Here is a 26,375-nt window from a genome sequence, read left to right as displayed (position 1 = left end):
CCGGTACGGCCCTGATGGGCGCGGTCGGCGCGCTGATCGCGATTCCGGCCACCGCGACGCTCCAGGCGTTCCTGGGGGCGTACGTCAAGCGGTACGAGGTCACCGCGGATCCGCGGGTCCGCCTCTGGGCGCGGCGTCGGAGCGGGGCCCCGGACGGTGCTGCCGATGCCGCGCCGGGCTCGGCCCGGGAGGCGGTCCGGGAGACAGCCGGGGAGACGACCCGGGAGACGGTCGAGGAGGCGGGCCGGCAGTCGGGCGCCGGTGTGTCGGGCGGCCAACGGGACACCGTGCCGGGCGGGGCGCGACGGGACGGTGGGTGACGCCGGCGGTGCGGTGAGTGACGCGGGTGGTGCGGTGGTGCGGCGAGTGGCGCGCTTGACACCAAAATCGAACATCCATTCTTATTGGGTGTCCGGCCGCCCGACGCGGCTCCGGCCCATGGGAATCCCGGGCCGACCGCCGGGTTATCCACAGGCCGGGTCCGGGTCCGGGCGCATTGTCAGTGGCAGGCGTTAGCGTCATGGACGTGAAGCGATCGACTCAAGCAAACCGGGTGGAACCCATGGCAGGCACCGACCGCGAGAAGGCGCTGGACGCCGCACTCGCACAGATTGAACGGCAATTCGGCAAGGGCGCGGTCATGCGCATGGGCGAGCGGTCGAGGGAGCCCATCGAGATCATCCCGACCGGCTCGACCGCCCTCGACGTCGCGCTCGGCGTCGGCGGCCTGCCGCGCGGCCGGGTCGTGGAGGTCTACGGACCGGAGTCCTCCGGTAAGACCACCCTGACCCTGCACGCGGTGGCGAACGCACAGAAGGCCGGCGGCCAGGTCGCGTTCGTGGACGCCGAGCACGCCCTCGACCCCGAGTACGCGCGCAAGCTCGGCGTCGACATCGACAACCTCATCCTGTCCCAGCCGGACAACGGCGAGCAGGCCCTGGAGATCGTCGACATGCTGATCCGCTCCGGCGCCCTGGACCTCATCGTGATCGACTCCGTGGCCGCCCTGGTGCCGCGGGCCGAGATCGAGGGTGAGATGGGCGACTCCCACGTCGGCCTCCAGGCCCGCCTGATGAGCCAGGCCCTGCGGAAGATCACCAGCGCGCTCAACCAGTCCAAGACCACCGCGATCTTCATCAACCAGCTCCGCGAGAAGATCGGCGTGATGTTCGGCTCCCCGGAGACCACGACCGGTGGCCGCGCGCTGAAGTTCTACGCCTCCGTCCGGATCGACATCCGCCGGATCGAGACCCTCAAGGACGGCACGGAGGCGGTCGGTAACCGCACCCGCTGCAAGGTCGTGAAGAACAAGGTCGCGCCGCCCTTCAAGCAGGCCGAGTTCGACATCCTCTACGGCCAGGGCATCAGCCGCGAGGGCGGTCTGATCGACATGGGCGTCGAGCACGGCTTCATCCGCAAGTCCGGCGCCTGGTACACCTACGAGGGCGACCAGCTCGGCCAGGGCAAGGAGAACGCCCGCAACTTCCTCAAGGACAACCCCGATCTCGCCAATGAGGTCGAGAAGAAGATCAAGGAGAAGCTGGGCGTCGGCGTGAAGCCGCAGGAAGACGCGGCGGAGCCCGCCGCGCCCGCCGCCGGCTCGGAGGAGGAGCCGGTCAAGGCCGCAGCGGCGGCGACCAAGAGCGCCAAGGGCGCCAAGGCCCCGGCGGCCAAGAGCTGACGCGCCATGACACGGCGAACGGAATGGCCGGACAGCGCCGGCTCCAGCAGCGCTGCCGGCGACGCCGAGAACCGTAGCGGCCGGACGGGCGGTGCCGTCCCCGAGGACGGCGCCGCGCCCAGGGACGGCGGTGGTTCCCGCCCGTCGAGGGCCGGGTCGGGACCGCCGCGTACGCCCGAGGAGCAGGCGCGGGCGATCTGCCTGCGCCTGCTCACCGGGAGTCCGCGCACCCGTCGGCAGTTGGCGGACGCCCTGCGGGAGCGGGGCATCCCCGACGAGGCCGCGGAGGAGGTGCTGGCCCGTTTCGAGGACGTCGGGCTGATCGACGACGCGGCGTTCGCCGACGCCTGGGTGGACTCCCGGCACCACGGCCGGGGCCTGGCCCGCCGCGCCCTCGCCCGCGAGCTGCGCACCAAAGGGGTGGACTCCGCCCTGATCGACCAGGCCGTCGGCCGACTCGACCCCGAGCAGGAGGAGTCCACCGCCCGCGAGCTGGTCGACCGCAAGCTGCGCGCGACCCGCGGCCTGGACCGCGAAAAGCGGCTGCGCCGCCTGGCCGGCATGCTGGCCCGCAAGGGCTACCCGCAGGGCCTCGCCCTCCGCGTCGTCCGCCAGGCCCTGGAAGAGGAGGGCGAGGACCCGGAAGACCTTGACCACCACCTGCCGGACACCTGACCGGTCCGGGCCCGCGCGCCCGCCCGCGACACCCGCCCGCCCCGATCAGGGGCAGCCGCGGCGGCCGACCCGCGGCGCCGGCCCTGCGGGCCGGTGCCCGGCCCACTCTCCGGGCGGACGACGGGAGTTCGACGACAACCCCTATGGCCCGTCCGGTGGATCAGGATCGGACCGGCCTCAGCCCTCCATCGGCAGCCCTTGGCCCTCCACCGGCAGCTCTTGGCCCTCCACCGGTGGTCCCGCCTCCCGCACCGGTAGTCCCGCCGTTCGCCACGCCTGGAAGCCGCCGATCAGGTCGGTGGCGCGGTGGAGGCCGAGTTCGTGCAGGGAGACCGCGGCGAGACTGGAGGCGTAGCCCTCGTTGCAGATCACGACGATCGGCAGGTCGTGGTGGGTCGCCTCGGGGGCGCGGTGCTCACCCGTCGGATCGAGGCGCCATTCCAGCTCGTTGCGCTCGACGATCAGCGCCCCGGGGATGGTGCCGTCGCGTTCCCGCAGCTGTGCGTAGCGGATGTCCACCAGCAGCCCGCCGGTCTCCTGGAGCGCCGCGGCCCGAGCCGGGCCCACCCGGGTCAGCCCCCGCCGGGCCCGTGCCAGCAGTTCGTCGACCGCGCTCATCACCACTCCTCCGGACGTTCGACCTCTTCGAGCCGCAGCACCGGTCCGGTGCGGCTGTACCGCCGCATCAGCGGCAGCGGCGGGTAGTAGGCATGCACCGACACCGCATGGGTGTCGGGGGAGAGGTTGAGCACCTGGTGCACGTGGTGCGGGCCGAATGCCCGGCCCCGGCCGTCGCCCAGCCGCCGCTCCCGGTCGACGCCGTCGGCGAGTTCCAGGGTCTTCCAGCCCTCGGTGGGGAGCGCGGCGGCGAGCGACTGCTCGGTCAACTCCCCGGCGGCCGCCGCGAAGGCACCGCGCGAGCCGCCGTGGTCGTGCCAGCCGGTGCCGGTGCCGGGCGGCCAACCGATCAGCCAGGCTTCGCTGCCGCCCGGACCGTCCAGCCGGACCCAGGTACGGCCTTCCGGGTCGAGCGGCAGGGATGCGACCAGCGCGCGATCGGCGGCGGTGCGGTGGGCGAAGTCGAGGAGTTCGGCGGCGCTGGGGCCACCGTCGTGGGCGCGGGCACGCGGGCGCGCAGGGATCTGTACGTCGGGCACGGAAACCGTCCTGAGTGATCGGGGGCGCGACCGCCGGATACCGGCGCACTGCCGCGCGGGGAAGGCCACCGCGGCGACGGCCGCGGCGGTGGGGATCAACAGGACGGACGACACATGCAGCCCGCATAGCGGACCAGGTCCAGATGGACCCTCCGCCAGAATCGCGAGCTGTGATCAGTCACTCTCGGAGTGAAGCACGGGTTTTCCCGGAGGGTCAACCGGCACCGCGTCCGCCGCCGGCTCCGCCGCGGCGCCGTCCGGCCCGCCCCCGGGCTCCGGGGTGGGCCCGTCCGCGGACGGCCGGCGGTTCTCCGCCCCGTTCATCCCGTTCGTCCCGCCGCGCACTGCGTCGGCACAGGCGGCCAGTTCGTCAGGGCGGACCCCGGACAGCGCGGCGACCAGATGGCCGTCGGGCCGCACCACCAGGACGGTGTGCGCCGCGGCGCCCGGATACGCCTCGGTGACCAGGATCTCCGCGCGCATCGGCAGCGCGCCGACCGCGTCCGTCAGCCGGGGCATCAACCCCGCCGACTGCCAGTGCCGCCGGTCCCAGACCCCGGTACCGGGTGCCACCAGCACCACCAACAACCCCTGCCCGAGCCGGTCGCGCAGCCCCACCGACGCGCCGTCGGAGGCGGTCACCGGCACGTCCACCACCGGCGCCCCCGGGAGAGTGCCGACCGTCGCCTCGCCGGGCAGGTCGACGGGCGCCGCCAGCGGCGTCCGCAGATAGGCCGGGGCCGCCCCGAGCGGACCGCGGCCCAGGTGACCGTCGGTCAGCAGGGTGCTGCGCCCGCGTGCCGCGCCCGGCAGCACCGTCCGCCAGCGCACCGCGCCGCCGTCCCGCAGCAGCGGCAACGCCGAATCCGCGGCCCGCAACCGGGCGGCGACCGCGCCCCGGCGCTCGGCCTGGTAACTGTCCAACAGGGTCTCGGTGGCACCGTGGTGCCAGGCCAGGCCCAGCTTCCAGGCGAGGTTCTCGGCGTCCCGCAGGCCCTCGTCCAGGCCCTGGGTGCCCAGCGCGCCCAACAGGTGGGCGGCGTCGCCGGCGAGGAAGGCGCGACCCTGCCGCCAGGTCCGGGCCAGCCGGTGGTGGACGGTGTGGACGCCGGTGTCGAGGAGTTCGTAGGGCGGGACCAGGCCGGTGTGTCCGCGTCCGCCCGCCGCGGTGCCCTCGTCGGCGGATCCGTCCGCGGCCTCCGTGGCCCAGCCGCCCAGCGAGTCGCGGATCCGGGCCACCAGGGCGTCCGGGGTCACCAGCTCGCGTCCCGGGGGCAGCAGCCAGTCCAGTCGCCAGGTCCCGCCGGGCAGCGGCCGGGCGGACACCTCGCTGACCCGGCCACCGCCGTGCCGGGCCGGCGAGCGGTGCAGCAGTGCCTCGCCGGGCCAGGGGAGTTCGGTGCGCAGCGTGGCCACCGCGTGCCGTTCGACGGCGGTGCGGCCCGGGAAGCGGATGTCCAGCAGTTTGCGGACGGTGGACCGCGGGCCGTCGCAGCCGACGAGGTAACTCCCGCGCCACCACGTCCCGTTGTCGCCGCGGGTCTGGGCGCTGACGCCCTTGCCGTCCTGTTCGACCGCGGCCAGCCGGCTGTCGGAGACGACCTGGGCGAGCGGTTCGCCGGACAGCGCGGTGCGCAGCGCGCGGGTCAGCGCGTGCTGCGCGAGGTGTACCGGGGAGGCGCCGGCGGCGGCCCCGTCCCGGTCCGTTCCGTCGGTGCCGTCGTCGGCGAAGGCGACCCGTTCCAGCAGCCGGCGGCGCCGCATGGTGCGCCACGCCGACCAGCGGGCGCCGGCGCTCGTCAGGACGTCCGCGCAGCCGAGCCGGGCGGCGAATGCCGCGGTGTCCGGGCGGAGTACGACGGTGCGGGCGGGCCGGGCCTCCTCCTGGCCGGCGGACTCGTCGAGGACGACGACGGGCACGTCGTGCCGGGTCAGGGCGAGGGCGAGGGCGAGACCGACCGGGCCGGCCCCGACGACGATCACCGGCTCCACGGGGCGGCTCCCTGGATCCGGCGGTACGTACGGGACGTGCGGGAACTGGCGGTGGGAGCCCGGTGCGTGATCACACAGCGTATGCAACCCATTGCGGCCGCCGGCGTCAAGTGACGGAGGCGGTGGCGCCGTTGCCACCGCCTCCGGACGGTCCGGTACCGGCCGCGGTGCGACCGGACGTCCCGTCAGTCCTTCGTGGCCGCCGGTGCGTCGGTGGCCGGAACGGCGGACTCCGCGGCATCCGCGGCCGCTACCGGCTCGGCGGCGGGGGCCACCCCGATGCCGGTGCGGGCCCGGCGCCCGCGCCGCTCGATCCAGTTGGCCAGGGCGGACAGCGCCAGGCACATCGCCACGTAGATGCCGCCGATGACGGTGATCACCGGGATGTAGGTGTCGTTCCCGTTGACGAGGATGTTGGTGCTCATCAGGCGGGCGGTGTAGAGGAGCTCCTCGAAGGTGATGATGTAGCCGAGCGAGGTGTCCTTGAGGGTCACCACCAGCTGGCTGATGATCGTCGGCAGCATCGCGCGGATCGCCTGCGGGATCAGCACGGTCATCATGACCTGCGTCTTGCTCATGCCGAGCGCGTACGCGGCCTCTCGCTGGCCCTTGGGCACGGCGTTGATGCCGGCCCGCAGCACCTCGGCCTGCACCGAGCCGTTGTAGACCGTCAGGCCCGCGACCAGTGCCCAGAACTGCGGCTGGCTGCCGGTGAGGCCCAGCGCGTCCCGGCTGGTGAGGAGGATGACCCACAGCGCGTAGATGGTGATCAGCAGCGGGACCGCGCGGAACAGCTCGATGAAGCCGGTGGCCACCCAGCGGATCGGCTTGTGGTCGGAGACCCGGGCCACGGTCAGCAGCAGGCCCAGAGCCAGCGACAGCACCGCCGCCACCGCGAAGACCTGCAGGGTCGTCAGGATGCCGTCGCGGATGCTGGTCCGCACACCGGCGTAGTTGAAGATCTGCCAGACCGCCGGGTCCAGTTGGCCCTTGGAATTCAGCCGCAGGAATGCGAAGGCGAAGAGCCCCAGCACCGCCAGTGCGCCGATGACGCTGTAGATGCGGTTGCGGGCCTTCGCCTTCGGCCCCGGCACGTCGTAGAGAACGCTCGCGCCACTCATGCCCTTACCTCGCTTCGTCCCGTACCGCCGGTGCGCGGCGACGGTGCCCGCCCGCAGGTGTCGTTCCTGTTGTTCCAGCCGTCGGATCCGCTCATCGGGCGACCTCCAGTCGGCGCTCCAGCAGCTTGAACAGGCCGCTGACCGAGAAGGTGATGACGAGGTAGGCGAGCGCCGTCCACAGGAAGATCCAGGCGATCGGGTAGCCCCTGTCGTTGAGCAGCTTGGAGACGTTGAACAGTTCGCCGTAGCCGAACGCGCCGGCGATCGCGGAGTTCTTGGTGAGCGCGATGATGATGCTGCTCAGTGGGGGCAGCACGGTACGGGTGGCCTGCGGGAGCACGACCATCCGGAGCGTCTGGGTGAAGGTCATGCCCAGGCTGCGGGCCGCCTCCGCCTGCCCCAGCGGCACGGTGCCGATACCGGACCGCACCGCCTCGCACACGAACGAGGAGGTGTAGAAGCCGAGCGCCAGCGTGGCCAGGATGTACGGGCTGGCGCCCTGGAAGAGGATCTGCGGCACGACGAAGAACGCGACCAGGAAGAGCAGCGTCAGCGGCGTGTTGCGCAGCACCGTCACCCAGGCCGTGCCGAAGGCGCGCAGCGGCGGGACCGGAGAGACCCGGAAACCGGCTATGAGCACGCCGAGCACCAGCGCGAGCAGCGCGGCGGACGCGGTGATCGCCAGGGTTCCGAGGAACCCGTCCCGGAACTCGGGCAAATAATCGAGGAGTACGTTCATGGGGTCTCCGCGGTAGCGGTCGGGTCGGCGGCGGGAAACGGCGGGTACTACGGCGAACTGCGCGAGACCGCTCGCAGGTCAGCGGGGCGTGCGGAAGACAGCGCGCCCCGTACACCCGTCGCGGCGGGCGTACGGGGCGGCGCGGTCCGGTGCGTGCGCGGGCCTTCAGTAGCGCGGCAGCGGCGTCTCCGGGGCGACGTAGGGGGAGCCGGACTTGCCGAGCGTGCCCTCGTACGCCTTCTTGTAGTCACCGTTCTTGATGTGGTTCTCCAGCGCGGTGGTGATGGCGTCGCGCAGGGCCTTGTCGTCCTTGTTCAGGCCGACGCCGTAGGGCTCCTTGGTGAAGGGCTTCCCGACGACCCGGAGCTTGCCCGGGCGCTGGGCGGCGTAGCCCTTGAGGATCGCGTCGTCGGTGGTGACCGCGTCGACCGAGCCGTCCAGCAGGGACTTCACGCAGTCCGAGTACTTCGACAGCTCGGTGGTGACCGCGCCGTACTTCGGCTTCTTGATCTCCTGGAGCGGGGTGGAGCCGGCGATCGAGCAGACCTTCTTGCCCTTGAGGGAGTCCGGCCCGGCGATGGCCTTGTCGTCCTGGCGCACCAGGAGGTCGGCACCGGCGGTGTAGTACGGGCCGGCGAAGCTGACCTGCTTCTTGCGCTCGTCGTTGATCGTGTACGTACCGACGTAGTAGTCGACCTGGCCCTTGGAGATGGCGGTCTCACGGACGTTCGAGTCGACGGTCTGGAAGGTGATCTGCTTCGCGGAGAAGCCCAGGTCGGCGGCGATCATCTTGGCGATCTCGATGTCGAAGCCGGAGTAGGTGTTGGTCGCCGGGTCCTTGAAGCCGAGGAACGGCTGGTCGGCCTTGACGCCGATGGTGATCTTGCCGGCCGCCTGAGCCTTCTTCAGCGTCGCCGAGTCGATCTTCACGTCCTTGGCGGCCTTGTAGTCGGCGCTGTAGACATCGCTACCGGGCTGCTTGTCGCCCGCCGAGCCCGACTGGCCCCCGCAGGCGGTCGCCGTCGCCGCCAGCGCGAGCACCACCGCACCCGCCGCAGCCGTTTTACGCATCCTCATGGTGAACATCCTTTGGTTCAACAGGTGTTGGCAATCATGGTGGCCCAACCGCGGCCTCAGTGGTGAAGGATCTTCGACAGGAAGTCCTTCGCCCGGTCACTGCGCGGGTTGTTGAAGAACTGATTCGGCTCGGCCTCTTCGATGATCTTGCCGTCCGCCATGAAGACCACCCGGTTCGCCGCGGAACGCGCGAACCCCATCTCGTGGGTGACCACGACCATCGTCATCCCGTCCCGGGCGAGCTGCTGCATGACGTCCAGCACCTCGTTGATCATCTCCGGGTCCAGTGCCGAGGTCGGCTCGTCGAAGAGCATCACCTTCGGGTCCATCGCCAGGGCGCGGGCGATCGCCACCCGCTGCTGCTGGCCGCCGGAAAGCTGTGCGGGGTACTTCTCCGCCTGGGCGCCGACGCCGACTCGGTCGAGCAGCGTACGGGCCTTCGTCTCCGCGGCGGCCTTATCCGTTTTGCGGACCTTGGTCTGGCCCAGCATCACGTTTTCCAGCACCGTCTTGTGCGCGAAGAGGTTGAAGGACTGGAACACCATGCCGACGTCGGCGCGCAGTCGGGCCAGTTCGCGCCCCTCCTGGGGCAGCGGCTTGCCGTCGATGCTGATGCTGCCGGTGTCGATGGTCTCCAGGCGGTTGATCGTGCGGCACAGGGTGGACTTACCGGACCCGGAGGGCCCGATCACCACGACCACCTCGCCGCGCTGGATTGTCAGGTTGATGTCCTGGAGCACGTGCAGCGCGCCGAAGTGCTTGTTCACGCTGTCCAGTACGACCAACTGGTCTCCCGTGGGCGCAGGACCCCCGGCGGTCTTCGTCACCGGTACTTCGCTCATCGGCGTACAGCTCCGTCCTCCTCGGTTGGGAGGACCCTAATAACGGCCTGCGACCAGCGTCATTACATCTGAGGGAGAATTGAGCATAACGATCCGGCCGCAAACGGACACTTAGGGTGAAGGCGCGGTCCGGGGGTGTGTGACGCAGTTACCGACGGTATGTCGTCGGGGGGTACCGGCTGGGTAACGGATGGCGACCCGGAGGTGGCGGCCTCTTGACGGGTGGGCCCCCCATCGCCGTAGATGCCCTGTGGCCCGTACGCACACCGAGAGGAGGGGCCCGATGAGACTGCTGCTCGTCGAGGACGACAACCACGTCGCCGCGGCCCTGTCCGCGGTGCTGTCCCGACACGGCCTGACCGTCGTGCACGCCCGCAGCGGCGGGGAGGCGCTCCAGGCCCTGCTGCCCGACGACGCCGAGCCGTTCGCCGTGGTGCTGCTCGACCTCGGGCTGCCCGACCAGGACGGCTTCGAGGTGTGCGGCCGGATCCGGAAGGTCTCCTCGACCCCGGTCATCATGGTCACCGCGCGCTCCGACGTCCGCTCCCGGATACACGGCCTCAACCTCGGCGCCGACGACTACGTGGTCAAGCCCTACGACACCGGTGAACTCCTGGCCCGCATCCACGCGGTGAGCCGGCGCACCGGCGCCACGGGCGTCCCCGGCGACCAGCCGGACGAGGAGGGCGGCCCCGGGGAGCCGCTGCGGCTCGGACCGCTCACGGTCGAACTCCCCACCCGCCAAGTGTCCGTGGACGGCGCGGTGGTCCCGCTCACCCGCAAGGAGTTCGACCTGCTCGCCCTGCTCGCGCAGCGCCCCGGTGTGGTCTTCCGCCGGGAGCAGATCATCAGCGAGGTCTGGCGGACGAGTTGGGAGGGCACCGGCCGCACCCTGGAGGTGCACGTCGCCTCGCTCCGCGCCAAACTGCGGATGCCGGCGCTGATCGAGACGATCCGCGGCGTCGGCTACCGCCTGGCCGCACCGGCCGCCGGTCCCGCCGCGGCTGCCCGGCCACCGGCCCCCTGACGGCTGCCCGGCCCCGTGCGCACCCGACTCCTCCCGCTCCTCATCGTCCTGATGGCCGGCGTGCTGCTCGCGCTCGGCGTCCCGCTCGGCGTGATCACCGCCGGGGTGGAGCAGCAGAAGGTGGTGGTCGACCGGATCGACGACGCCGCCCGCTTCGCCTCCCTCGCCCAGTTCGTCACCGCCCGCCCCAGCGCCGCCGCCGGCAGCAAGACCCCCGAGGAGGACGAGCGGCTGGCCACCCTCCGGGCCGAACTCACCCGCTATCAGGAGCTCTACGGGATCCGGGCCGGCGTCTTCTACCGCGACCACACCCCGATGGCCGCCGCCCCGAAGGACCTGGCGGTGCCCACGGACGGCGAGGGCGCCCAGGCGTTCAGCGAGGCGCTGGCCGGCCGTCGCAGCCACGACCCGCACCAGGTCTGGCCCTGGGACGACACCGGCCGGATCGCGGTCGCCTCGCCCGTCATCCGGGACGGTGACGTGGTCGCCGTGGTCGTCACCGACTCGCCCACCGGACAGATGCGTTCGCGCATCCTGCACGACTGGCTGCTGGTCGCGGCCGGGGAGTGCGTGGCCATGCTGGTGGCCGTCGCGGCGGCGTTCCGGCTCACCGGCTGGGTGCTGCGACCGGTCCGGGTGCTCGACGCGGCCAGCCACGACATCGCCACCGGCCAGATGAACGCCCGGGTCGCCGCCACCGCCGGACCGCCCGAACTCCGCCGGCTGGCCCGCTCGTTCAACGAGATGGCCGACCATGTCGAGGACGTCCTGGAACAGCAGCGCGCGTTCGTCGCCGACGCCTCCCACCAGCTGCGCAACCCGCTCTCCGCGCTACTGCTGCGGATCGAGCTGCTGGCCCTCGAACTCCCCGAGGGCAACGAGGAGATCGCCTCGGTACGCACCGAGGGCAAACGGCTGGCCCGGGTCCTGGACGACCTCCTCGACCTGGCACTGGCCGAGCACACCGCCGCCGACCTCCAGCTCACCGACGTCGCGGCGCTGGCCGCCGAACGCGTCGACGCCTGGCGCCCGCTCGCCGAGGACAAGGGCGTCCGCCTCACCTACGAGGGCCACCCCGCGGTCACCGGCTGGGCCGACCCGGTGGCCCTCTCCAGCGGCCTGGACGCGGTGGTCGACAACGCCCTGAAGTTCACCCCGGCCGGCGAGCCGGTCACGGTGGCCGTGGCCCCCGACGGCGAACGCGTCACGATCACCGTCGCCGACCGCGGCCCCGGGCTCGCCGACGACGAACTGGCGCGGATCGGCGACCGGTTCTGGCGCAGCAGCCGCCACCAGAACGTCTCCGGCTCCGGCCTCGGCCTGTCGATCACCCGTACGCTGCTCGCCGCCGGCGGCGCCACCATCGCCTACGCGCCGCACCCGCCGCACGGCCTGGAGGTCACCGTCTCCGTCCCGCGCAGCGCGATCCGACCGCCCGGCCGCATTGCACCGACGCAATCACGGCATTGATCCGACCAGCGCACTGACTGCATTCATCGAATCCACCGAATCCACCGAATTCACCGACGCAATCACTGCTTGATCGAGACGTAGTACTTCCGGGCCCCCACATGCAGCGGCAGCGGATCGGTGAACACCGCCGTCCGCAGGTCCACGTTCTGCGCCGCGTGCACCACGTGCCCGATCGCGTCCCGGCTGTTGATGACGGTCCTGGTGATCCCGAACGTCAGGGCCGCGTCCTCCCGGTCCGTGGTCACCAGCAGGTTCGCCACCGCGATCGTCTTCACCGCCTGCCCGTTCTGGACACGCGGATACGCGTCGGCGGGCATCACCGCCGCCCGGTAGTAACGGGTCGGCTCGCCCTGTCGGTGCAATGCCGGAATCAGGTCCCCGAGCTGCACCAGCCGCACCGGGAACCGCTGCGCCAGACGCTGCACCGCCAGCGTCGGCAGCCCACCCGACCAGAAGAACGCATCCAGCTCATCGTGCTCCAGCATGCTCGGCATCTGGTCGATGCCCACCCGCACCGGGGTGATGTCGGTGTCGAAGTCCAGGCCCGCCGCCTCCATCAGCCGCCGGGTGATCAGCTGGACGCCCGATCCGTCCGCGCCGACCCCCACCCGCAGCCCCCGCAGGTCACGGGCCGAACGCACCGTGGAGCCCCGGGGCACCACCAGCTGCATGTAGTCGTCGTAGAGCCGGGCGCAGGCCCGCAGCCGGTCCGCGCCGGCCTCGTGCCGGGCCCGGTAGTCCGCCACCGCGTCCGCCGTGGCGATGGTGAACGCCGCCCGCCCGGAGACCAACTGGCGCAGATTGTCGATCGACCCCTCGCTCCGCTGCAACCGCAGGTCCACCCCGGGCAGCTCCCGCGCGACATCGTCCTTCAGCAACTCCCCGTAGCGCGCGTACACCCCGGTCGGCACGCCGGTGGCCAGCGTCACCCGGCCCCGGGGCGCGGCGGACCCGACCGGCTGCAGGAACCACAGCACCAGCCCGAGGAGGGCCAGGGCCGCGGTCGCAGCGGTCAGCGCCCGGCGGCGGCCGGGGCGGGGGAGTATCGCCATGGGCGGGATCCTGCCAGTCCGCAGGCGCCGGCGGGAGGGGGCGGAAGGTCACGTCTTCGCCGCCGTCCGATCACCGGGTCGGCCCGGTGTTCCCAAGGCCATCCGCAGGTGTTCCAGCAGCGCCCGGGCCGCCGGTCCGGCCGGTCCGTCGGCCCGCCAGGCCAGCGCGATCCGGCCACGCGGCCGGACCCCGCGGAACTCCAGCGTCCGCAGCCCACCGGCCCTCGCCGCGGCGGCCGCGGGGACGACCGCCACGCCCAGGCCGCGGGCCGCGAGCCCGGCGAGAAGCTTGGGCGCGGCCGCCTCGAAGGCGATCCGCGGCCGGAACCCGGCGTCGGCACAGACCCGTTCCAGCACCCCGCGGATCCCGGTACCGCGCGGCAGGCTGATCAACGGGACGTCGCGCAGCGCGGCCAACGGAACCCGCCCGTCCTCCGCGGCAGCCAGCAGCGGACTGTCCGGGGCGACCACCGCGACCAGCGGTTCGTCCACGACGATCTGGAACGACAGGCCCGCCGGGGGCTCCTCGTCGGCGGTCCCGAGCAGCGCCAGGTCCAGTTCGCCGCACTGCAGCGCGGCGAGCATCCGCTCCGAACCGTCCGCGGTGAGCGCGATGTCCACCTGAGGATGGGCGTCGTGGAAGTCCGCCAACAGGGACACCGCCTCGCTCTCCCACACCGTGTCGGCCCCCGACACCAGCCCGAGGGTGACCTGACCGCGCAGCAGCCCGGTGAACTCCGCCACGGTCTGCCGCGCGCCCTCGACGGCGGCCAGCGCGGCCCGCGCGTACGGCAGCACGGCCGCGCCCACCTCGGTCAGCGTCACCGACCGACCCGAGCGGTCCAGCAGCGGCTGCCCCAGCTCCCGTTCGAGCTGCCGGACCTGGGCGCTGACCCCCGGCTGTGCCAGGTGCAGCCGCGCCGCGGCCCGGGTGAAGTTGGCCTCCTCCGCCACCGTGACGAAGTACAGCAACTGCCGAAGTTCCATAACTGGGAATTCTAGTTGCGAGAAGATCAAACTCTTGGACTTATGGTCGCGCCGCCAAGATCCTGGAGGTCGAGCGGCCCACCGCGTACCGGGCCGGACTGGACAGGGGGCACCACGATGGACATCCGCGCCGCGATCGCCGCCGAGCGCCGCGAACTGGCCGACCTGCTGGACACCCTCTCGCCAGAGCAGTGGGACGCGCCCTCGCTCTGCGCGGGCTGGCGGGTCCGGGAGGTCGCGGCCCACATGTCGCTGGGCTTCCGCTACCCGTTCCCCAAGATCGCCGTCGAGCTCCTCAAGGCCCGCGGCAGCCTGAACCGGATGACCGACCGCTGCGCCCGCAAGGACGCCGCCGCCCTCCCGCCGCCGGCCCTCGCCGCGGCCCTACGGGACCACGCCCACCACCCCTGGACGCCACCCGTCGGCGGCTTCGCGGCGGCCCTGGGCCACGACGTCGTCCACGGCCTCGACATCGCCGTCCCGCTCGGCCTGGACCGCCGCGTCCCCGAGGACCGACTGCGCGTCCTGCTCGCCGGCATCACCCCGCGCGGCCTGAAGTTCTTCGGCGCCGCCCTCGACGGCGTCGCCCTGCACGCCGACGACCTCGACTGGTCCTACGGCACCGGAACCCCGCTCCGCGGCACCGCCCAAGACCTGCTCATGGTCGCCTTCGGCCGGAAACTCCCCGCGGGCCGGCTCCGCGGTGCACCGCGGGCCCGTTTCGCCGCGGCCTGAGCCCGGCCCGCCCCGTGACACCGTCACGCGCGCAGGGCCGCAGAACGCTCAGGCGGGAGCCCGTACCCTGGACGGGTGAGCGGTAACGACGTGGCCGGTGGAGCAGTGGCCGAAGCGAAAACGTACGAGGTGCGCACCTACGGGTGCCAGATGAACGTCCATGACTCCGAACGGCTGTCGGGCCTGTTGGAGGACGCGGGCTACGTACGGGCCCCGGAGGGCACCGGCGAGGACGAGGTCGACGTCGTCGTCTTCAACACCTGCGCGGTGCGCGAGAACGCCGACAACCGGCTGTACGGCAACCTCGGCCGGCTCGCGCCGGCCAAGGCCCGACGCCCCGGCATGCAGATCGCGGTCGGCGGCTGCCTGGCCCAGAAGGACCGCGACACCATCGTCAAGAAGGCGCCCTGGGTGGACGTCGTCTTCGGCACGCACAACATCGGCAAGCTGCCGGTCCTCCTGGAGCGCGCCCGCGTCCAGGAGGAGGCGCAGGTCGAGATCGCCGAATCGCTGGAGGCGTTCCCCTCGACGCTGCCCACCCGCCGGGAGAGCGCCTACGCGGCCTGGGTCTCCATCTCCGTCGGCTGCAACAACACCTGCACCTTCTGCATCGTCCCGGCGCTGCGCGGCAAGGAGAAGGACCGCCGGCCCGGCGACATCCTCGCCGAGGTCGAGGCCCTGGTCGCCGAGGGCGTCTCCGAGATCACCCTGCTCGGCCAGAACGTCAACGCCTACGGCTCCGACATCGGCGACCGCGAGGCGTTCAGCAAGCTGCTGCGCGCCTGCGGGAAGATCGAGGGGCTTGAGCGGGTCCGCTTCACCTCCCCGCACCCGCGCGACTTCACCGACGACGTGATCGCGGCGATGGCCGAGACGCCCGGCGTCATGCCGCAGCTCCACATGCCGCTTCAGTCGGGCTCCGACACCGTCCTGAAGGCGATGCGCCGCTCGTACCGCCAGGAGCGCTACCTGGGCATCATCGAGAAGGTGCGTGCCGCCATCCCGCACGCGGCGATCACCACCGACATCATCGTCGGCTTCCCGGGCGAGACCGAGGAGGACTTCGAGCAGACCCTGCACGTCGTCCGCGAGGCCCGGTTCGCCCAGGCATTCACCTTCCAGTACTCCAAGCGGCCCGGCACCCCGGCCGCCGAGATGGACGGCCAGATCCCCAAGGAGGTCGTGCAGGCCCGCTACGAGCGCCTGGTCGCCCTCCAGGAGGAGATCTCCTGGGACGAGAACAAGAAGCAGGTCGGCCGCACCCTGGAGCTGATGGTCGCGGAGGGCGAGGGCCGCAAGGACGACGCCACCCACCGCCTCTCCGGCCGCGCCGCCGACAACCGCCTGGTCCACTTCACCAAGCCGGACGAGCCGGTGCGCCCCGGTGACGTGGTCACCGTCGAGATCACCTACGCCGCCCCGCACCACCTCCTCGCCGAGGGCCCGGTCCTCGGCGTGCGCCGCACCCGCGCGGGCGACGCCTGGGAGAAGCGCACCGCGGCGGAGGCCGCCAAGCCGACCGGGGTCCTGCTCGGCCTGCCGAAGGTCGGCGTCCCGGCGCCGCTGCCGGCCGCCACGAGCGGCTGCGGTCGCGACTGATCCCGACCGGCCCGGGGACCGGCGCGACGGCCCGGGCGTTACGCTGCGTGCATGCTCGTAGCCGCCGCCATCTGCCCCTGTCCGCCGCTGCTCGTCCCCGAGGTCGCCGCGGGCGCCGCACCGGAGTTGGACCCGGTGCGGACCGCCTGTCTGGACGCGCTCGGGGTGCTCGCCGCGGCCCGCCCCGACCGGCTGGTCGTCCTCGGCCCGACCACCGACGAGGCCGGTGAGGGACGGTATCCGCAGGGCGCCACCGGTTCGTTCCGCGGCTTCGGGGTGGACCTCGACGTGACGCTGGGAACGGCCGGGCCGGCGCCTACGGCCGGGCCGCAGCTCCCGCCCGCACTGGCGGTCGGCGCCTGGCTGCTGTCCCGTACGCAGTGGTCCGACGCGCCCGTGGAGGGGCTGGGGGTGGCCGAGAACCTGCCCGGGGACCGCTGCCTGCCGCTGGGCCGGGAGCTCGCCGGTTCCGCGTCCCGGGTTGCGCTGCTGGTGCTCGGCGACGGCAGCGCCCGCCGCTCGGTCAAGGCCCCCGGCTACTTCGACGAGCGGGCCGAGGCGTTCGACGCCGGCGCGGCCCGCGCCCTGGGGGCCGCCGACACCACCGCCCTGACCACCCTGGACGAACGGCTCGCCGCCGACCTGATGGTGTCCGGGCGGTCCTGCTGGCACGTCCTGGCGGGCGCCGCCGAGGGCGCCGGGCTGCGCGGCCAACTGCTGTGCGAGGAGGCCCCCTACGGCGTCGGCTACGTCGTGGCGGCCTGGACGTAGCCCGGTTCGGCCGGGAGCGCCGCAACACGCCACCCGCGCCGCAGACGCAGCGGCGCGGCGGACCGGGAGAGCCGTAGCCCCCGCCGTCCGCCGCGCCGTGTCCGCCCCTGGGCGGCTACTTCTGCGCGCCCTCGCCGGCCTCGCTGCCCATCGTCGAAGCCGCCGACTGCTGCCGCGGGATCGCGGCGCCGCCTTCCGCGGCCGGCGCCCCGGCGGACTCCGGCTCCGTCCCGTCCGCCGCCGTCCCGTCCGCGGTGGCCCCGGTGTCGTCCGCCCCGGCATCCGCCGCCGCGGCCGTCGCGTCCTCTGCCGGATCCTCCGCGGTGCTCTCCGCGGTGCTCTCCGCTGCGCTCCCTGCCGGGCCCTCCGCGCCGGACTCCGCGCCGGACTCCGCGCCGGACTCCGCGCCGGACTCCGCGGTCTGCGGCGCCGCCTCAGACGGCGCCTCGACCGGGGCCTCCGACGGCGCCTGCGCCGCGGTCCCGGTCCCGGCCGGCTCCGGGGCGGCGGCCTCGTCCGTCCCCGGCGTCCCCTCCGCCGCAGCCTCCGCCGCGGCCGCCGCGGCACTCTCCTCCGCCGCGTCGGACTTGTGCCGGCGGAACCGCGAAAACACGCCCATAATTGCTCCTACGCTCCTCATGTGGGCGAAATCCCTCGTCGCCCGGAGCGTCCCCTTGCGTCGCCCGACGGGCCCCGGCAGCGCACCGGCGTTCGGGGATCTCGCATTCAGGCAACGACGGCATCCGTGCCCCGTCACGTCGCTCGTTCGAGAGGGCACCGCGAGGTTTGCGAGACTGACGGGGTGAACACCGTCGCCCCCGCTCCGCGGGTCATCGCTGTCGTCGGCCCCACCGCGGCCGGAAAGTCCGACCTGGGCGTCGCGCTCGCCCAGCACCTGGGCGGCGAGGTCATCAACGCCGACTCGATGCAGCTCTACCGGGGCATGGACATCGGCACCGCCAAACTCACCCCCGAGGAGCGGCAGGGCGTCCCGCACCACCTGCTCGACATCTGGGACGTCACCCGCGCGGCCAACGTCGCCGAGTACCAGCGGCTCGCCCGCGCCGAGATCGACCGGCTGCTCGCCGAGGGCCGCACCCCGGTCCTGGTCGGCGGCTCCGGCCTCTACGTCCGCGGCGCCCTCGATGCCCTGGACTTCCCCGGCACCGACCCCGCCATCCGCGCCCGCCTGGAGGCCGAACTCGCCGAAGTGGGCAGCGGCGAGCTGCACGCCCGCCTCGCCGCCGCCGACCCCGAGGCCGGCCGCGCCATCCTGGCCGGCAACGGCCGCCGGATCGTGCGCGCCCTGGAGGTCATCGAGATCACCGGCCGCCCGTTCACCGCCAACCTCCCCGGCCACGAAGCGGTCTACGACACCCTGCAGATCGGCGTGGACGTCGAGCGCCCCGAACTCGACGAGCGGATCGCCTCACGGGTCGACCGGATGTGGGAGGCCGGCCTGGTCGACGAGGTCCGCGGGCTGGAGACCGCGGGGCTGCGCGAGGGCCGGACCGCCTCACGGGCGCTCGGCTACCAGCAGGTGCTCGGGTACCTGGCGGGGGAGTGCACCGAGCAGGCGGCGCGCGACGAGACGGTGCGCGCCACCAAGCGCTTCGCGCGCCGTCAGGACTCGTGGTTCCGCCGGGACCCCCGGGTCCACTGGCTCAGCGGCGCCGCCGACCGCCGGGCCGACCTCCCGGCCCTGGCACTGGCGTTGCTCGAACGACCGGTCACAGCCTGATCACGTCATGGCATCGGGACGCTCCGGCCGTCCTCCGGGCCGCTGAGGGCGTGTCATCATCGACCTTCGATCGAGGCGTGCAATCTGGCAGTGGGGAGGGCGCGTGGCAATGGAGGCCAGCCCTCGCAACCGAGCCCAACAACCGGACCAGGACGGCGCCGGGGTCGCACCGCGGACCCAGGACGGCCCGGCGGCCCAGGACGTCCACCCCGCACCCCACGACCACCTCCCCGCACCCGACGACGGCATCCCCGACGGCCACCCGGCCACCCTCGACGCCTCGGACGGCCCCGACGCCGAACCGGGCCCGTCCCCCGAGGGCGGCGAGTCCTTCCGCGACCTGCGCCCGCCCCGGCGGCTCCGGCTGTGGCAGCTCGCCCCGATCGTCGCCCTGGCCGCCGTCGGCTCGCTGATGTTCGCCTTCCCGCTGGCATTCGAGTTCGGCGGCGACGGCGGCGCGGTGATCGCCATGCTCGGCCTGCTGCTGTGCTGCTGCGCCGCCGGCACGGGCATGATGGCGGCCCGCCGGGTCGGCCACACCTGGCCCGGCCTCCCGGCCCGCGGCTCCGGACGCCGCGCCAGCTGGCGGGTGGTGCTCCTGTACGCCGTCGTGGTCGCCGTCGTCGCCGCCCTGGCCATCTGGCGGGTGGCCCGCCTCCGCTGAGGCCCGCACCCGGCCCGGTGCCGGGGCCCCGCCCCGCCCGGCCGCTCCGCCGTGCTGGCCGTAGGATTCAGGGGTGACCAGCACGCAGCGCATCGCTTTCCTCAAGGGCCACGGCACCGAGAACGACTTCGTGATCGTCCCGGATCCGGACGGCCGGCTCGACCTGCCCGCGACCGCCGTCGCCCGGATCTGCGACCGACGTGCCGGAGTGGGCGGCGACGGCCTGCTGCACGTGGTGCGGTCCGCCGCGCACCCGGAGGCGCGCGCGATGGCCGAAGAGGCCGAGTGGTTCATGGACTACCGCAACGGCGACGGCTCGATCGCCGAGATGTGTGGCAACGGCGTCCGGGTCTTCGTCCGGTACTTGCTGCACGCCGGGTTGGTCGAGGCCGGTGACGTGACGATCGCCACCCGCGCCGGAGTGCGCCGGGTGCACCTCGCCAAGACCGGCGACGTCACGGTCTCCATGGGCCGCGCCGAGCTCCCCGAGGACGGCGTGGTGGTCGAGGTCGGCGGGCGCAGCTGGCCGGCCCGCAACGTCAACATGGGCAATCCGCACGCGGTCGCGTTCGTCGAGGACCTGGCGCACGCCGGTGAGCTGCGCGCGCAGCCGCAGTTCAGCCCGGCCGCGGTGTACCCGGAAGGCGTCAACATCGAGTTCGTCGTGGACCGCGGCCCGCGCCATGTGGCGATGCGGGTGCACGAGCGGGGCTCCGGCGAGACCCGCTCCTGCGGCACCGGCGCCTGCGCGGTGGCCGTCGCCGCCGCCCGCCGCGACGGCCTGGACCCGGCCGTGACCGGCACCCCGGTGACATACACCGTCGACGTGCTCGGCGGCAGCCTGACCATTGCCGAGCTGCCGGACGGCACGGTCGAGATGACCGGTCCGGCCGTGATCGTCGCCGAGGGCACCTTCGCACCGGAGTGGCTGGCGGGCGCACTCGCCGGCTGACGGGCCGGGACGAGGGGCGCCGGAGCACGCCCCTCGTCCAGGGGAAGCGGTTTCGGCGAGGAGAAACGGTTCCGGCCAGAAACTTCCCTCGAATGGGTGATCCGTTTCACGCTGAGCGAGAGGCGGACAGCGCTGCGTGATGGGCTCGGTAGCATCAAGCACCGGCCCAGGCGCCCGAACTGACGGCGTCCCACCGCCGGTCGACGCCGCCGGAGGTGCCCATGAGCGCAGAGGCCACGAATCCTGGTAACCCTGAAGCAGCGGACCGCAGGCGCGGCCGCCCCCGGCCGGCGCTCCGGGGGCTGCGCCGCATCGGCCGCGCCGCACTCCTCGGCCCGGCCGCCCGTGACGGCCTCCCGGACGCCCTGGAGCACGTCGCCAAGGTGCACCGCCACCACCATCCCGAAGCCGACCTGGGCATCCTCAGCAAGGCGTACCAACTCGCCGAGTCCTCGCACCGCGGCCAGACGCGCAAAAGCGGCGAGCCGTACATCACCCACCCGCTCGCGGTCACCCTGATCCTCGCCGAACTCGGCGCGGAAACCACGACGTTGACCGCCTCCCTGCTCCACGACACCGTCGAGGACACCGATGTGACGCTCGATCAGGTGCGGGCGGAGTTCGGCGCCGAGGTCTGCTACCTGGTCGACGGCGTCACCAAACTGGAGAAGGTCGACTACGGCGCCGCCGCCGAGCCGGAGACCTTCCGCAAGATGCTGGTCGCCACCGGCAACGACGTCCGGGTGATGTCCATCAAGCTCGCCGACCGGCTGCACAACATGCGCACCCTCGGCGTGATGCGCCCGGAGAAGCAGGCCCGGATCGCCGGGGTCACCCGCGACGTGCTGATCCCCCTCGCCGAACGCCTCGGCGTCCAGGCGCTCAAGACCGAGCTGGAGGACCTGGTCTTCGCGGTCCTGCACCCCGAGGAGTACACCGCGACCCGACACCTCGTCGCCTCGTACGCCGGCCGCGCCGACCCGCTCGCCGCGCTCGCCGCCCGGGCCCGGACGATCCTGGCCGACGCCGGCATCGACGCCCAAGTCCTCGTCCGCCCACGGCATTTCGTCTCCGTGCACCGGGTCCTGCTGACGCGCGGCCGGCTCACCGACGCGGACCTGGGGCGGCTGCTGGTCCTGGTCACCGAGGACGCCGACTGCTACGCCGTCCTCGGGGAGCTGCACACCTGCTTCACCCCGGTGGTCTCGGAGTTCAAGGACTTCATCGCCACCCCCAAGTTCAACCTCTACCAGTCGCTGCACACCGCCATCAGCGGAGAGACCGGTGAGGTCGCCGAAACCCTGATCCGCACCCACCGGATGCACCGGGTCGCCGAGGCCGGGGTGATCGCCCTGGGCAACCCGTACGCCCCCACCGACGGCACCGACACCCCCGAGGGCGAGCGGGCCGACCCGACCCGCCCCGGCTGGCTCGACCGCCTGCTGGAATGGCAGCGCACCACCCCCGACCCGGACACCTTCTGGACCTCGCTCCGCGACGACCTCGCCCAGGAGGGAGAGATCACCGTCTTCTGCGCCGGCGCCGCCGCGGACGGCCCCGGCGGCACCATCGGACTACCCGCCGGGGCGAGCTGCGTGGACGCGGCGTACACCCGGCACGGCGACGCCGCGCACGGCTGCATCGGCGCCCGGGTCAACGGCCGCCTCGTCACGCTCGGCACCGTCCTGCACGACGGCGACAGCCTCCACCTGCTGATGGCCCAGGACTCCGCCGGCCCCTCACCGGAGTGGCTCGACCACGCCCGCACCCCCGCCGCCCGACTCGCCATCTCCCGGTGGCTGGCGCGGCCCCAGGGCGCCGGTGAGCCGCCCGCCGCACCCGCCGGCCGGCGCAACGAACGCCGCCGGGTGCCGGTTCACCGCCCCGCCGGCCCGGACCACGCCGCCACCGCCTCCGGCCTCGCGGTGGCCGACCTGCCCGGCGCCACCGTCCGGCTGGCCGGCTGCTGCACCCCGGTGCCACCGGACACCGTCACCGGCTTCGCGGTCCGCGGCGGCACCGTCACCGTGCACCGCGCGCTGTGTCCCGCGGTGGCCCGGATGGCCGCGATGGGGCGGCAGCCGGTCGGGGTGCGCTGGCGCGGTGCCGGTACGGGCGGCCCCGGTTGCCGGGTGACGCTCCTGGCCGAGGCGTTCAGCCGGCCGCACCTGCTGCCCGACCTGACCGAGGCGATCGCCGCCCAGGGCGCCGCGGTGGTCTCCGCCGCCGTCGAACCCCCGCACGAGCAACTGGTCCGGCACACCTACACCCTCCACCTGCCCAACGCCGCCGGACTCCCCTCCCTGATGCGCGCGATGCGCCAGGTGCCAGGCGTCTTCGACGTGGTCCGGGCCACCACAACGGTGCGGCCCTAGACAACCCACGCCCGGCCGAGGGCAGATCGGGCGCGCGGGCGCAAGCCGGATGGCCGAGCCGCCGCTCATTCGGGTGCCGTCCTGCCGTGCCGTCCACGGGCGGGCGGGCCGCGCTGATAGCGGTAGCCCATGTCGCTTCCCTTGCGCCGCCCGTCCCGTGAGCCCGACGGGCCCGTTCTCGACCGCGCCACCGCCGACCGTTCCGTAGCCGACCCGGAGCGCCCCCGCGCCCGCCGCAGCCGGGCGCCCCGCCGGGTCGCCGCCCTCGGCCTCGCGATCGCCGCCACCGTTGCCGCGGCCGCGCCGCAGCCCGCCGACCCGGAGGGCATCGGCGACCGCCTCTTCCCGACGCTCGGCAACCCCGGCTACCACGTCACTTCGTACGACATCTCCCTGGACTACTCGGGCCACAACGACCGGCCGATGGACGCGGTCACCGTGATCAACGCCCGGGCCACCTCCAACCTCGACCGGTTCAACCTCGACTTCGCCGACGGCTCCGTCCGCTCCGTCCAGGTCGACGGGGCGCCCGCCAAGCACGAGCAGGCCGGTGAGCACCTGGTACTCACCCCGGCCGGGCACATCTCCCCCGGGCAGAACCTGCGGATCGTCGTCCACCACACCAGCGACCCGCGCGGCAAGGTCAACGGCGGCTGGATCCGTACCAACGACGGACTGGCGATGGCCAATCAGGCCGACGCCGCGCACCGGGTCTTCCCCTGCAACGACCACCCCTCCGACAAGGCCTACTTCACCTTCCACATCACCGCGCCCCAGGGCCTGACGGTGGTCGCCAACGGACTGCCCGTCGGCGCGGGCACCCGCGGCCCGCGCCGCACCTGGACGTACCGCACCGCCCACCCCATGGCCACCGAGCTGGCGCAGGTCTCCATCGGGCGGTCCAGCGTGCTGACGCGCCGCGGACCGCACGGACTGCCGCTCCGCGACGTCGTCCCGGCCACCGGACAGCGCGCGCTCACCCGCTGGCTCGCCAAGACGCCGGAGCAGATGGCCTGGATGGAGCGGAAGGTCGGGCCGTACCCGTTCGAGACGTACGGGGTGCTGATCGCCGACGCCAGCACCGGCTTCGAGCTGGAGACCCAGACCCTCTCGCTCTTCGAGAAGCGCCTGTTCACCACCGTCCAGCTACCCGACTGGTACGTGGAGTCGGTGATGGTGCACGAGCTGTCCCACCAGTGGTTCGGCGACAGCGTCAGCCCCCGCCGGTGGTCCGACGTCTGGCTCAACGAGGCCCACGCCACCTGGTACGAGGCCCTCTACGCCCAGGAGAAGGGCGACCAGCGGGCCTCCCTGGAGGCCCGGATGCAGCGGGCGTACCAGGCGTCCGACGGCTGGCGCGCGGAGGGCGGCCCGCCGGCCCTGCCCAAGCTCCCCGACCATGGCCGGAAGATCGGCATCTTCCGGCCGATGGTCTACGACGGCAGCGCCCTGGTCCTGTACGCCCTCCAGCACAAGATGGGCAAGGCCGGCTTCGACCGCCTGGAACGTGAATGGGTGGCCAAGCACCGCGACGGGGTGGCCGGCACCGCCGACTTCATCTCGCTGGCCTCCGACATCTACGGCCACAACCTCTCCGGCTTCCTGTGGGAGTGGCTCTACGGCGCCAAGACCCCGCCGATGCCCGGACACCCCGAGTGGAAGGCCCAGGCGGCCCAGAAGCTCCCGGTGAACGGCAAGAAGCCCCGGTCGGCGGAGCGGCTTATGGTGACCACGCCGGGTGCACCGCACCTCCACAAGGGGTGACCGCCGCCGGGAGCGGGCGTCACGCGGTCCGTACGGGAGGCACCGGTCCGTGCGGGAAACACCGGAAAACCCGCGTGACGCCCGTCTCCCGGCCATGCGACCATCAACGGGCCGACACCGGCCGGCACCCGGGAATCTCCGGGGCGACCCGGACGTTGAGCAGAGCGAACGGCACAGCCACCCGTCCCGGCGGGACCGACCGGTCCCCGGGGGCCTCCCTACGACGCAAAGGATCAAATGACCTCCTCTTCTTCCCTTCCGCAGGACCGGCAGCGCCTCCCCGAGAGCCTTCGGGCCGACGCCCTGATGGAAGAGGACGTCGCCTGGAGCCACGAGATCGACGGGGAGCGTGACGGCGACCAGTACGACCGCTCCGAGCGCGCGGCACTGCGCCGCGTCGCCGGGCTCTCCACCGAGCTCGAAGACGTCACCGAGGTCGAGTACCGACAGCTGCGCCTGGAGCGCGTGGTGCTCGTCGGCGTCTGGACGTCCGGGACGGTGCAGGAATCGGAGAACTCCCTCGCCGAGCTGGCCGCACTGGCCGAAACCGCCGGTGCCCTGGTGCTCGACGGCCTCATCCAGCGCCGCGACAAGCCGGACCCGGCCACCTACATCGGCTCCGGCAAGGCCCTGGAGCTGCGCGACATCGTGCTCGAATCCGGGGCCGACACCGTGGTCTGCGACGGTGAGCTCTCCCCGGGCCAGCTGATCCACCTGGAGGACGTCGTCAAGGTCAAGGTGGTCGACCGGACCGCCCTGATCCTCGACATCTTCGCCCAGCACGCCAAGTCCCGGGAGGGCAAGGCGCAGGTCTCGCTGGCACAGATGCAGTACATGCTGCCCAGGCTCCGCGGCTGGGGTCAGTCGCTGTCCCGGCAGATGGGTGGCGGTGGCTCCGGTTCGGCGGGCGGCGGTATGGCCACCCGTGGTCCCGGTGAGACCAAGATCGAGACGGACCGGCGGCGGATCCGCGAGAAGATGGCGAAGATGCGCCGGGAGATCGCGGAGATGAAGACCGGCCGGGACGTCAAGCGCCAGGAGCGCCGGCGCAACAAGGTCCCCTCGGTCGCCATCGCCGGCTACACCAACGCCGGCAAGTCCTCGCTGCTCAACCGCCTCACCGGCGCCGGCGTCCTGGTGGAGAACTCCCTGTTCGCCACCCTGGACCCGACCGTCCGGCGGGCCGAGACCCCCAGCGGGCGGCTCTACACCCTCGCCGACACCGTCGGCTTCGTCCGGCACCTGCCGCACCACCTCGTCGAGGCGTTCCGCTCCACCATGGAGGAGGTCGCCGACGCCGACCTCATCCTGCACGTGGTCGACGGCTCGCACCCGGTGCCGGAGGAGCAACTGGCGGCGGTCCGCGAGGTGATCCGCGACGTGGGCGCCACGGAGGTGCCCGAGATCGTGGTCGTCAACAAGGCCGACGCGGCCGACCCGCTGACACTCCAGCGGCTGCTGCGCCAGGAGAAGCGCGCCCTCGTGGTCTCCGCCCGCACGGGCGCGGGCCTCACGGAGCTGCTGGACCTGATCGACGCGGAACTCCCGCGCCCGCAGGTCGAGATCGAGGTGCTGGTGCCCTACACCCAGGGTGCCCTGGTCTCGCGGGCGCACGCCGAGGGCGAGGTCATCTCCGAGGAGCACACCGCCGACGGCACGGTCCTCAAGGCCCGGGTCCACGAAGAACTGGCCGCCGAGTTCCGGCCGTTCGTCCCGGCCGCCTGAGGGCCCGGGACCGCGCCGCAGCGCAGACACGACACGGCGAAGGCCCGCCACCGGTTCACCGGGGCGGGCCTTCGCCGTGTGCGTGGGCGGTACGGACGGGTGGCGCCGGGGTCCGGCGCCCCCCCGCACCTGCGTAATGCTTGCGCGCCCCCCTCTTTGTCATAGAGTCGAAGATAGACATGGGCTCCGTGCCCAGGTGGGGGGCGGCCCCCCCCAGGGGCCGACC

The 26,375-nt window shown here is 73.0% G+C and carries 24 protein-coding genes and 1 pseudogene; 14 read left to right on the top strand and 11 right to left on the bottom strand.

The features are described from left to right. From ACFVT2_RS40885 to recX, 3 genes and pseudogenes are all read left to right on the top strand, one after another. Positions 1-320 (top strand): annotated as a pseudogene (locus tag ACFVT2_RS40885) (AI-2E family transporter); the annotation flags it as partial. 242 nt (positions 321-562) lie between these two features. Beyond that, positions 563-1,681, top strand: a complete 1,119-nt coding sequence (recA, locus tag ACFVT2_RS40880; RefSeq protein ID WP_390026871.1) for a recombinase RecA — start codon at positions 563-565, stop codon at positions 1,679-1,681. A 6-nt stretch (positions 1,682-1,687) separates the two neighbouring features. Continuing rightward, complete coding sequence (gene recX, locus ACFVT2_RS40875; RefSeq protein ID WP_390026869.1) at positions 1,688-2,356, top strand: recombination regulator RecX; 669 nt, start codon at positions 1,688-1,690, stop codon at positions 2,354-2,356. A gap of 177 nt (positions 2,357-2,533) precedes the next feature. Here recX and ACFVT2_RS40870 read toward each other — a convergent pair whose 3' ends face one another. The 8 genes from ACFVT2_RS40870 to ACFVT2_RS40835 form a co-directional block, all read right to left on the bottom strand. Beyond that, positions 2,534-2,974, bottom strand: a complete 441-nt coding sequence (locus tag ACFVT2_RS40870) for a rhodanese-like domain-containing protein (RefSeq protein ID WP_390026867.1) — start codon at positions 2,972-2,974, stop codon at positions 2,534-2,536. After that, entirely contained in the window at positions 2,974-3,513 is a 540-nt protein-coding gene (locus ACFVT2_RS40865; protein ID WP_390026865.1) for a cysteine dioxygenase, read from the bottom strand. Before ACFVT2_RS40865 ends, ACFVT2_RS40870 begins: the two co-directional genes overlap by 1 nt. Before the next feature lie 95 nt (positions 3,514-3,608). Further along, positions 3,609-3,695 carry a putative leader peptide gene (locus tag ACFVT2_RS40860; protein ID WP_311044721.1) on the bottom strand — a complete coding sequence of 29 codons (87 nt, stop codon included), beginning with the start codon at positions 3,693-3,695 and terminating at the stop codon, positions 3,609-3,611. Further along, positions 3,688-5,505 carry an FAD-dependent monooxygenase gene (locus ACFVT2_RS40855; RefSeq protein WP_390026864.1) on the bottom strand — a complete coding sequence of 606 codons (1,818 nt, stop codon included), beginning with the start codon at positions 5,503-5,505 and terminating at the stop codon, positions 3,688-3,690. The genes ACFVT2_RS40860 and ACFVT2_RS40855 overlap by 8 nt, the downstream gene beginning before the upstream one ends. Before the next feature lie 185 nt (positions 5,506-5,690). Beyond that, a complete protein-coding gene (locus tag ACFVT2_RS40850) occupies positions 5,691-6,626 on the bottom strand; it encodes an amino acid ABC transporter permease (RefSeq protein WP_390026862.1) in 936 nt (311 codons plus the stop codon). A gap of 91 nt (positions 6,627-6,717) precedes the next feature. After that, complete coding sequence (locus ACFVT2_RS40845; RefSeq protein WP_390026860.1) at positions 6,718-7,365, bottom strand: amino acid ABC transporter permease; 648 nt, start codon at positions 7,363-7,365, stop codon at positions 6,718-6,720. A gap of 165 nt (positions 7,366-7,530) precedes the next feature. Then, complete coding sequence (locus ACFVT2_RS40840; protein ID WP_390026857.1) at positions 7,531-8,442, bottom strand: glutamate ABC transporter substrate-binding protein; 912 nt, start codon at positions 8,440-8,442, stop codon at positions 7,531-7,533. 56 nt (positions 8,443-8,498) lie between these two features. Continuing rightward, positions 8,499-9,284, bottom strand: coding sequence for an amino acid ABC transporter ATP-binding protein (locus tag ACFVT2_RS40835; RefSeq protein WP_390026855.1), 786 nt, complete (start codon positions 9,282-9,284; stop codon positions 8,499-8,501). A 283-nt stretch (positions 9,285-9,567) separates the two neighbouring features. Here ACFVT2_RS40835 and ACFVT2_RS40830 point away from each other — a divergent pair, with 283 nt between their 5' ends. Together ACFVT2_RS40830 and ACFVT2_RS40825 are read left to right on the top strand one after the other, a co-directional pair. Beyond that, positions 9,568-10,311 carry a response regulator transcription factor gene (locus ACFVT2_RS40830; protein WP_390026852.1) on the top strand — a complete coding sequence of 248 codons (744 nt, stop codon included), beginning with the start codon at positions 9,568-9,570 and terminating at the stop codon, positions 10,309-10,311. Between the two features lie 15 nt (positions 10,312-10,326). Continuing rightward, positions 10,327-11,781 (top strand): ATP-binding protein, encoded by a 1,455-nt coding sequence (locus ACFVT2_RS40825; protein ID WP_390026850.1) that lies wholly within the window; start codon positions 10,327-10,329, stop codon positions 11,779-11,781. 62 nt (positions 11,782-11,843) lie between these two features. Here ACFVT2_RS40825 and ACFVT2_RS40820 read toward each other — a convergent pair whose 3' ends face one another. After that, positions 11,844-12,836, bottom strand: coding sequence for a TAXI family TRAP transporter solute-binding subunit (locus ACFVT2_RS40820; RefSeq protein WP_390026848.1), 993 nt, complete (start codon positions 12,834-12,836; stop codon positions 11,844-11,846). 48 nt (positions 12,837-12,884) lie between these two features. Then, the gene (locus tag ACFVT2_RS40815; RefSeq protein WP_390026846.1) at positions 12,885-13,823 is read right to left on the bottom strand and encodes a LysR family transcriptional regulator; all 939 of its coding nucleotides are present in this window, start codon (positions 13,821-13,823) and stop codon (positions 12,885-12,887) included. A gap of 117 nt (positions 13,824-13,940) precedes the next feature. Between ACFVT2_RS40815 and ACFVT2_RS40810 the strand changes: the two genes are divergently transcribed. The 3 genes from ACFVT2_RS40810 to ACFVT2_RS40800 all read left to right on the top strand — a co-directional run bounded on the left by ACFVT2_RS40810 (position 13,941) and on the right by ACFVT2_RS40800 (position 16,928). Then, positions 13,941-14,558: a maleylpyruvate isomerase family mycothiol-dependent enzyme gene (locus ACFVT2_RS40810; protein WP_390026844.1), complete on the top strand. Its 618-nt coding sequence runs from the start codon at positions 13,941-13,943 to the stop codon at positions 14,556-14,558. A 75-nt stretch (positions 14,559-14,633) separates the two neighbouring features. Then, positions 14,634-16,157: a tRNA (N6-isopentenyl adenosine(37)-C2)-methylthiotransferase MiaB gene (gene miaB, locus ACFVT2_RS40805; protein WP_390026842.1), complete on the top strand. Its 1,524-nt coding sequence runs from the start codon at positions 14,634-14,636 to the stop codon at positions 16,155-16,157. Positions 16,158-16,208: 51 nt separating this feature from the next. Then, complete coding sequence (locus ACFVT2_RS40800) at positions 16,209-16,928, top strand: class III extradiol dioxygenase subunit B-like domain-containing protein (protein WP_390026839.1); 720 nt, start codon at positions 16,209-16,211, stop codon at positions 16,926-16,928. A 115-nt stretch (positions 16,929-17,043) separates the two neighbouring features. Here ACFVT2_RS40800 and ACFVT2_RS40795 read toward each other — a convergent pair whose 3' ends face one another. Further along, positions 17,044-17,547 carry a hypothetical protein gene (locus ACFVT2_RS40795; protein WP_390026836.1) on the bottom strand — a complete coding sequence of 168 codons (504 nt, stop codon included), beginning with the start codon at positions 17,545-17,547 and terminating at the stop codon, positions 17,044-17,046. Between the two features lie 183 nt (positions 17,548-17,730). On the opposite strand from ACFVT2_RS40795, the gene miaA reads away from it, so the two are divergent. The 6 genes from miaA to hflX all read left to right on the top strand — a co-directional run bounded on the left by miaA (position 17,731) and on the right by hflX (position 26,149). Next, positions 17,731-18,669, top strand: coding sequence for a tRNA (adenosine(37)-N6)-dimethylallyltransferase MiaA (gene miaA, locus ACFVT2_RS40790; RefSeq protein WP_390026834.1), 939 nt, complete (start codon positions 17,731-17,733; stop codon positions 18,667-18,669). A 109-nt stretch (positions 18,670-18,778) separates the two neighbouring features. Beyond that, positions 18,779-19,333, top strand: a complete 555-nt coding sequence (locus tag ACFVT2_RS40785) for a hypothetical protein (protein WP_390026832.1) — start codon at positions 18,779-18,781, stop codon at positions 19,331-19,333. Between the two features lie 73 nt (positions 19,334-19,406). Then, a complete protein-coding gene (gene dapF / locus ACFVT2_RS40780; protein WP_390026830.1) occupies positions 19,407-20,285 on the top strand; it encodes a diaminopimelate epimerase in 879 nt (292 codons plus the stop codon). A gap of 221 nt (positions 20,286-20,506) precedes the next feature. Further along, positions 20,507-22,660, top strand: a complete 2,154-nt coding sequence (locus tag ACFVT2_RS40775) for a RelA/SpoT family protein (RefSeq protein WP_390026828.1) — start codon at positions 20,507-20,509, stop codon at positions 22,658-22,660. 129 nt (positions 22,661-22,789) lie between these two features. Continuing rightward, complete coding sequence (locus tag ACFVT2_RS40770) at positions 22,790-24,424, top strand: M1 family metallopeptidase (RefSeq protein ID WP_390026825.1); 1,635 nt, start codon at positions 22,790-22,792, stop codon at positions 24,422-24,424. Between the two features lie 237 nt (positions 24,425-24,661). After that, a complete protein-coding gene (gene hflX, locus ACFVT2_RS40765; protein WP_390026822.1) occupies positions 24,662-26,149 on the top strand; it encodes a GTPase HflX in 1,488 nt (495 codons plus the stop codon). Positions 26,150-26,375: the final 226 nt, after the last annotated feature.

The sequence above is a fragment of the Streptomyces sp. NPDC058000 genome (assembly GCF_042886435.1).
In the GTDB taxonomy this organism is placed as follows: Bacteria; Actinomycetota; Actinomycetes; order Streptomycetales; family Streptomycetaceae; genus Streptomyces.
This window is presented reverse-complemented; position numbering and strand designations above follow the sequence as displayed.

Coding starts and splice junctions, on each gene's coding strand:
- ACFVT2_RS40820 (WP_390026848.1), bottom strand. CDS start 12,836: ATGGCGATACTCCCCCGCCCCGGCCGCCGCCGGGCGCTGACCGCTGCG.
- ACFVT2_RS40800 (WP_390026839.1), top strand. CDS start 16,209: ATGCTCGTAGCCGCCGCCATCTGCCCCTGTCCGCCGCTGCTCGTCCCC.
- ACFVT2_RS40775 (WP_390026828.1), top strand. CDS start 20,507: ATGAGCGCAGAGGCCACGAATCCTGGTAACCCTGAAGCAGCGGACCGC.
- ACFVT2_RS40815 (WP_390026846.1), bottom strand. CDS start 13,823: ATGGAACTTCGGCAGTTGCTGTACTTCGTCACGGTGGCGGAGGAGGCC.
- ACFVT2_RS40835 (WP_390026855.1), bottom strand. CDS start 9,284: ATGAGCGAAGTACCGGTGACGAAGACCGCCGGGGGTCCTGCGCCCACG.
- ACFVT2_RS40810 (WP_390026844.1), top strand. CDS start 13,941: ATGGACATCCGCGCCGCGATCGCCGCCGAGCGCCGCGAACTGGCCGAC.
- ACFVT2_RS40785 (WP_390026832.1), top strand. CDS start 18,779: ATGGAGGCCAGCCCTCGCAACCGAGCCCAACAACCGGACCAGGACGGC.
- ACFVT2_RS40845 (WP_390026860.1), bottom strand. CDS start 7,365: ATGAACGTACTCCTCGATTATTTGCCCGAGTTCCGGGACGGGTTCCTC.
- recA (WP_390026871.1), top strand. CDS start 563: ATGGCAGGCACCGACCGCGAGAAGGCGCTGGACGCCGCACTCGCACAG.
- ACFVT2_RS40795 (WP_390026836.1), bottom strand. CDS start 17,547: ATGGGCGTGTTTTCGCGGTTCCGCCGGCACAAGTCCGACGCGGCGGAG.
- hflX (WP_390026822.1), top strand. CDS start 24,662: ATGACCTCCTCTTCTTCCCTTCCGCAGGACCGGCAGCGCCTCCCCGAG.
- ACFVT2_RS40840 (WP_390026857.1), bottom strand. CDS start 8,442: ATGAGGATGCGTAAAACGGCTGCGGCGGGTGCGGTGGTGCTCGCGCTG.
- ACFVT2_RS40830 (WP_390026852.1), top strand. CDS start 9,568: ATGAGACTGCTGCTCGTCGAGGACGACAACCACGTCGCCGCGGCCCTG.
- ACFVT2_RS40850 (WP_390026862.1), bottom strand. CDS start 6,626: ATGAGTGGCGCGAGCGTTCTCTACGACGTGCCGGGGCCGAAGGCGAAG.
- ACFVT2_RS40770 (WP_390026825.1), top strand. CDS start 22,790: ATGTCGCTTCCCTTGCGCCGCCCGTCCCGTGAGCCCGACGGGCCCGTT.
- ACFVT2_RS40870 (WP_390026867.1), bottom strand. CDS start 2,974: ATGAGCGCGGTCGACGAACTGCTGGCACGGGCCCGGCGGGGGCTGACC.
- recX (WP_390026869.1), top strand. CDS start 1,688: ATGACACGGCGAACGGAATGGCCGGACAGCGCCGGCTCCAGCAGCGCT.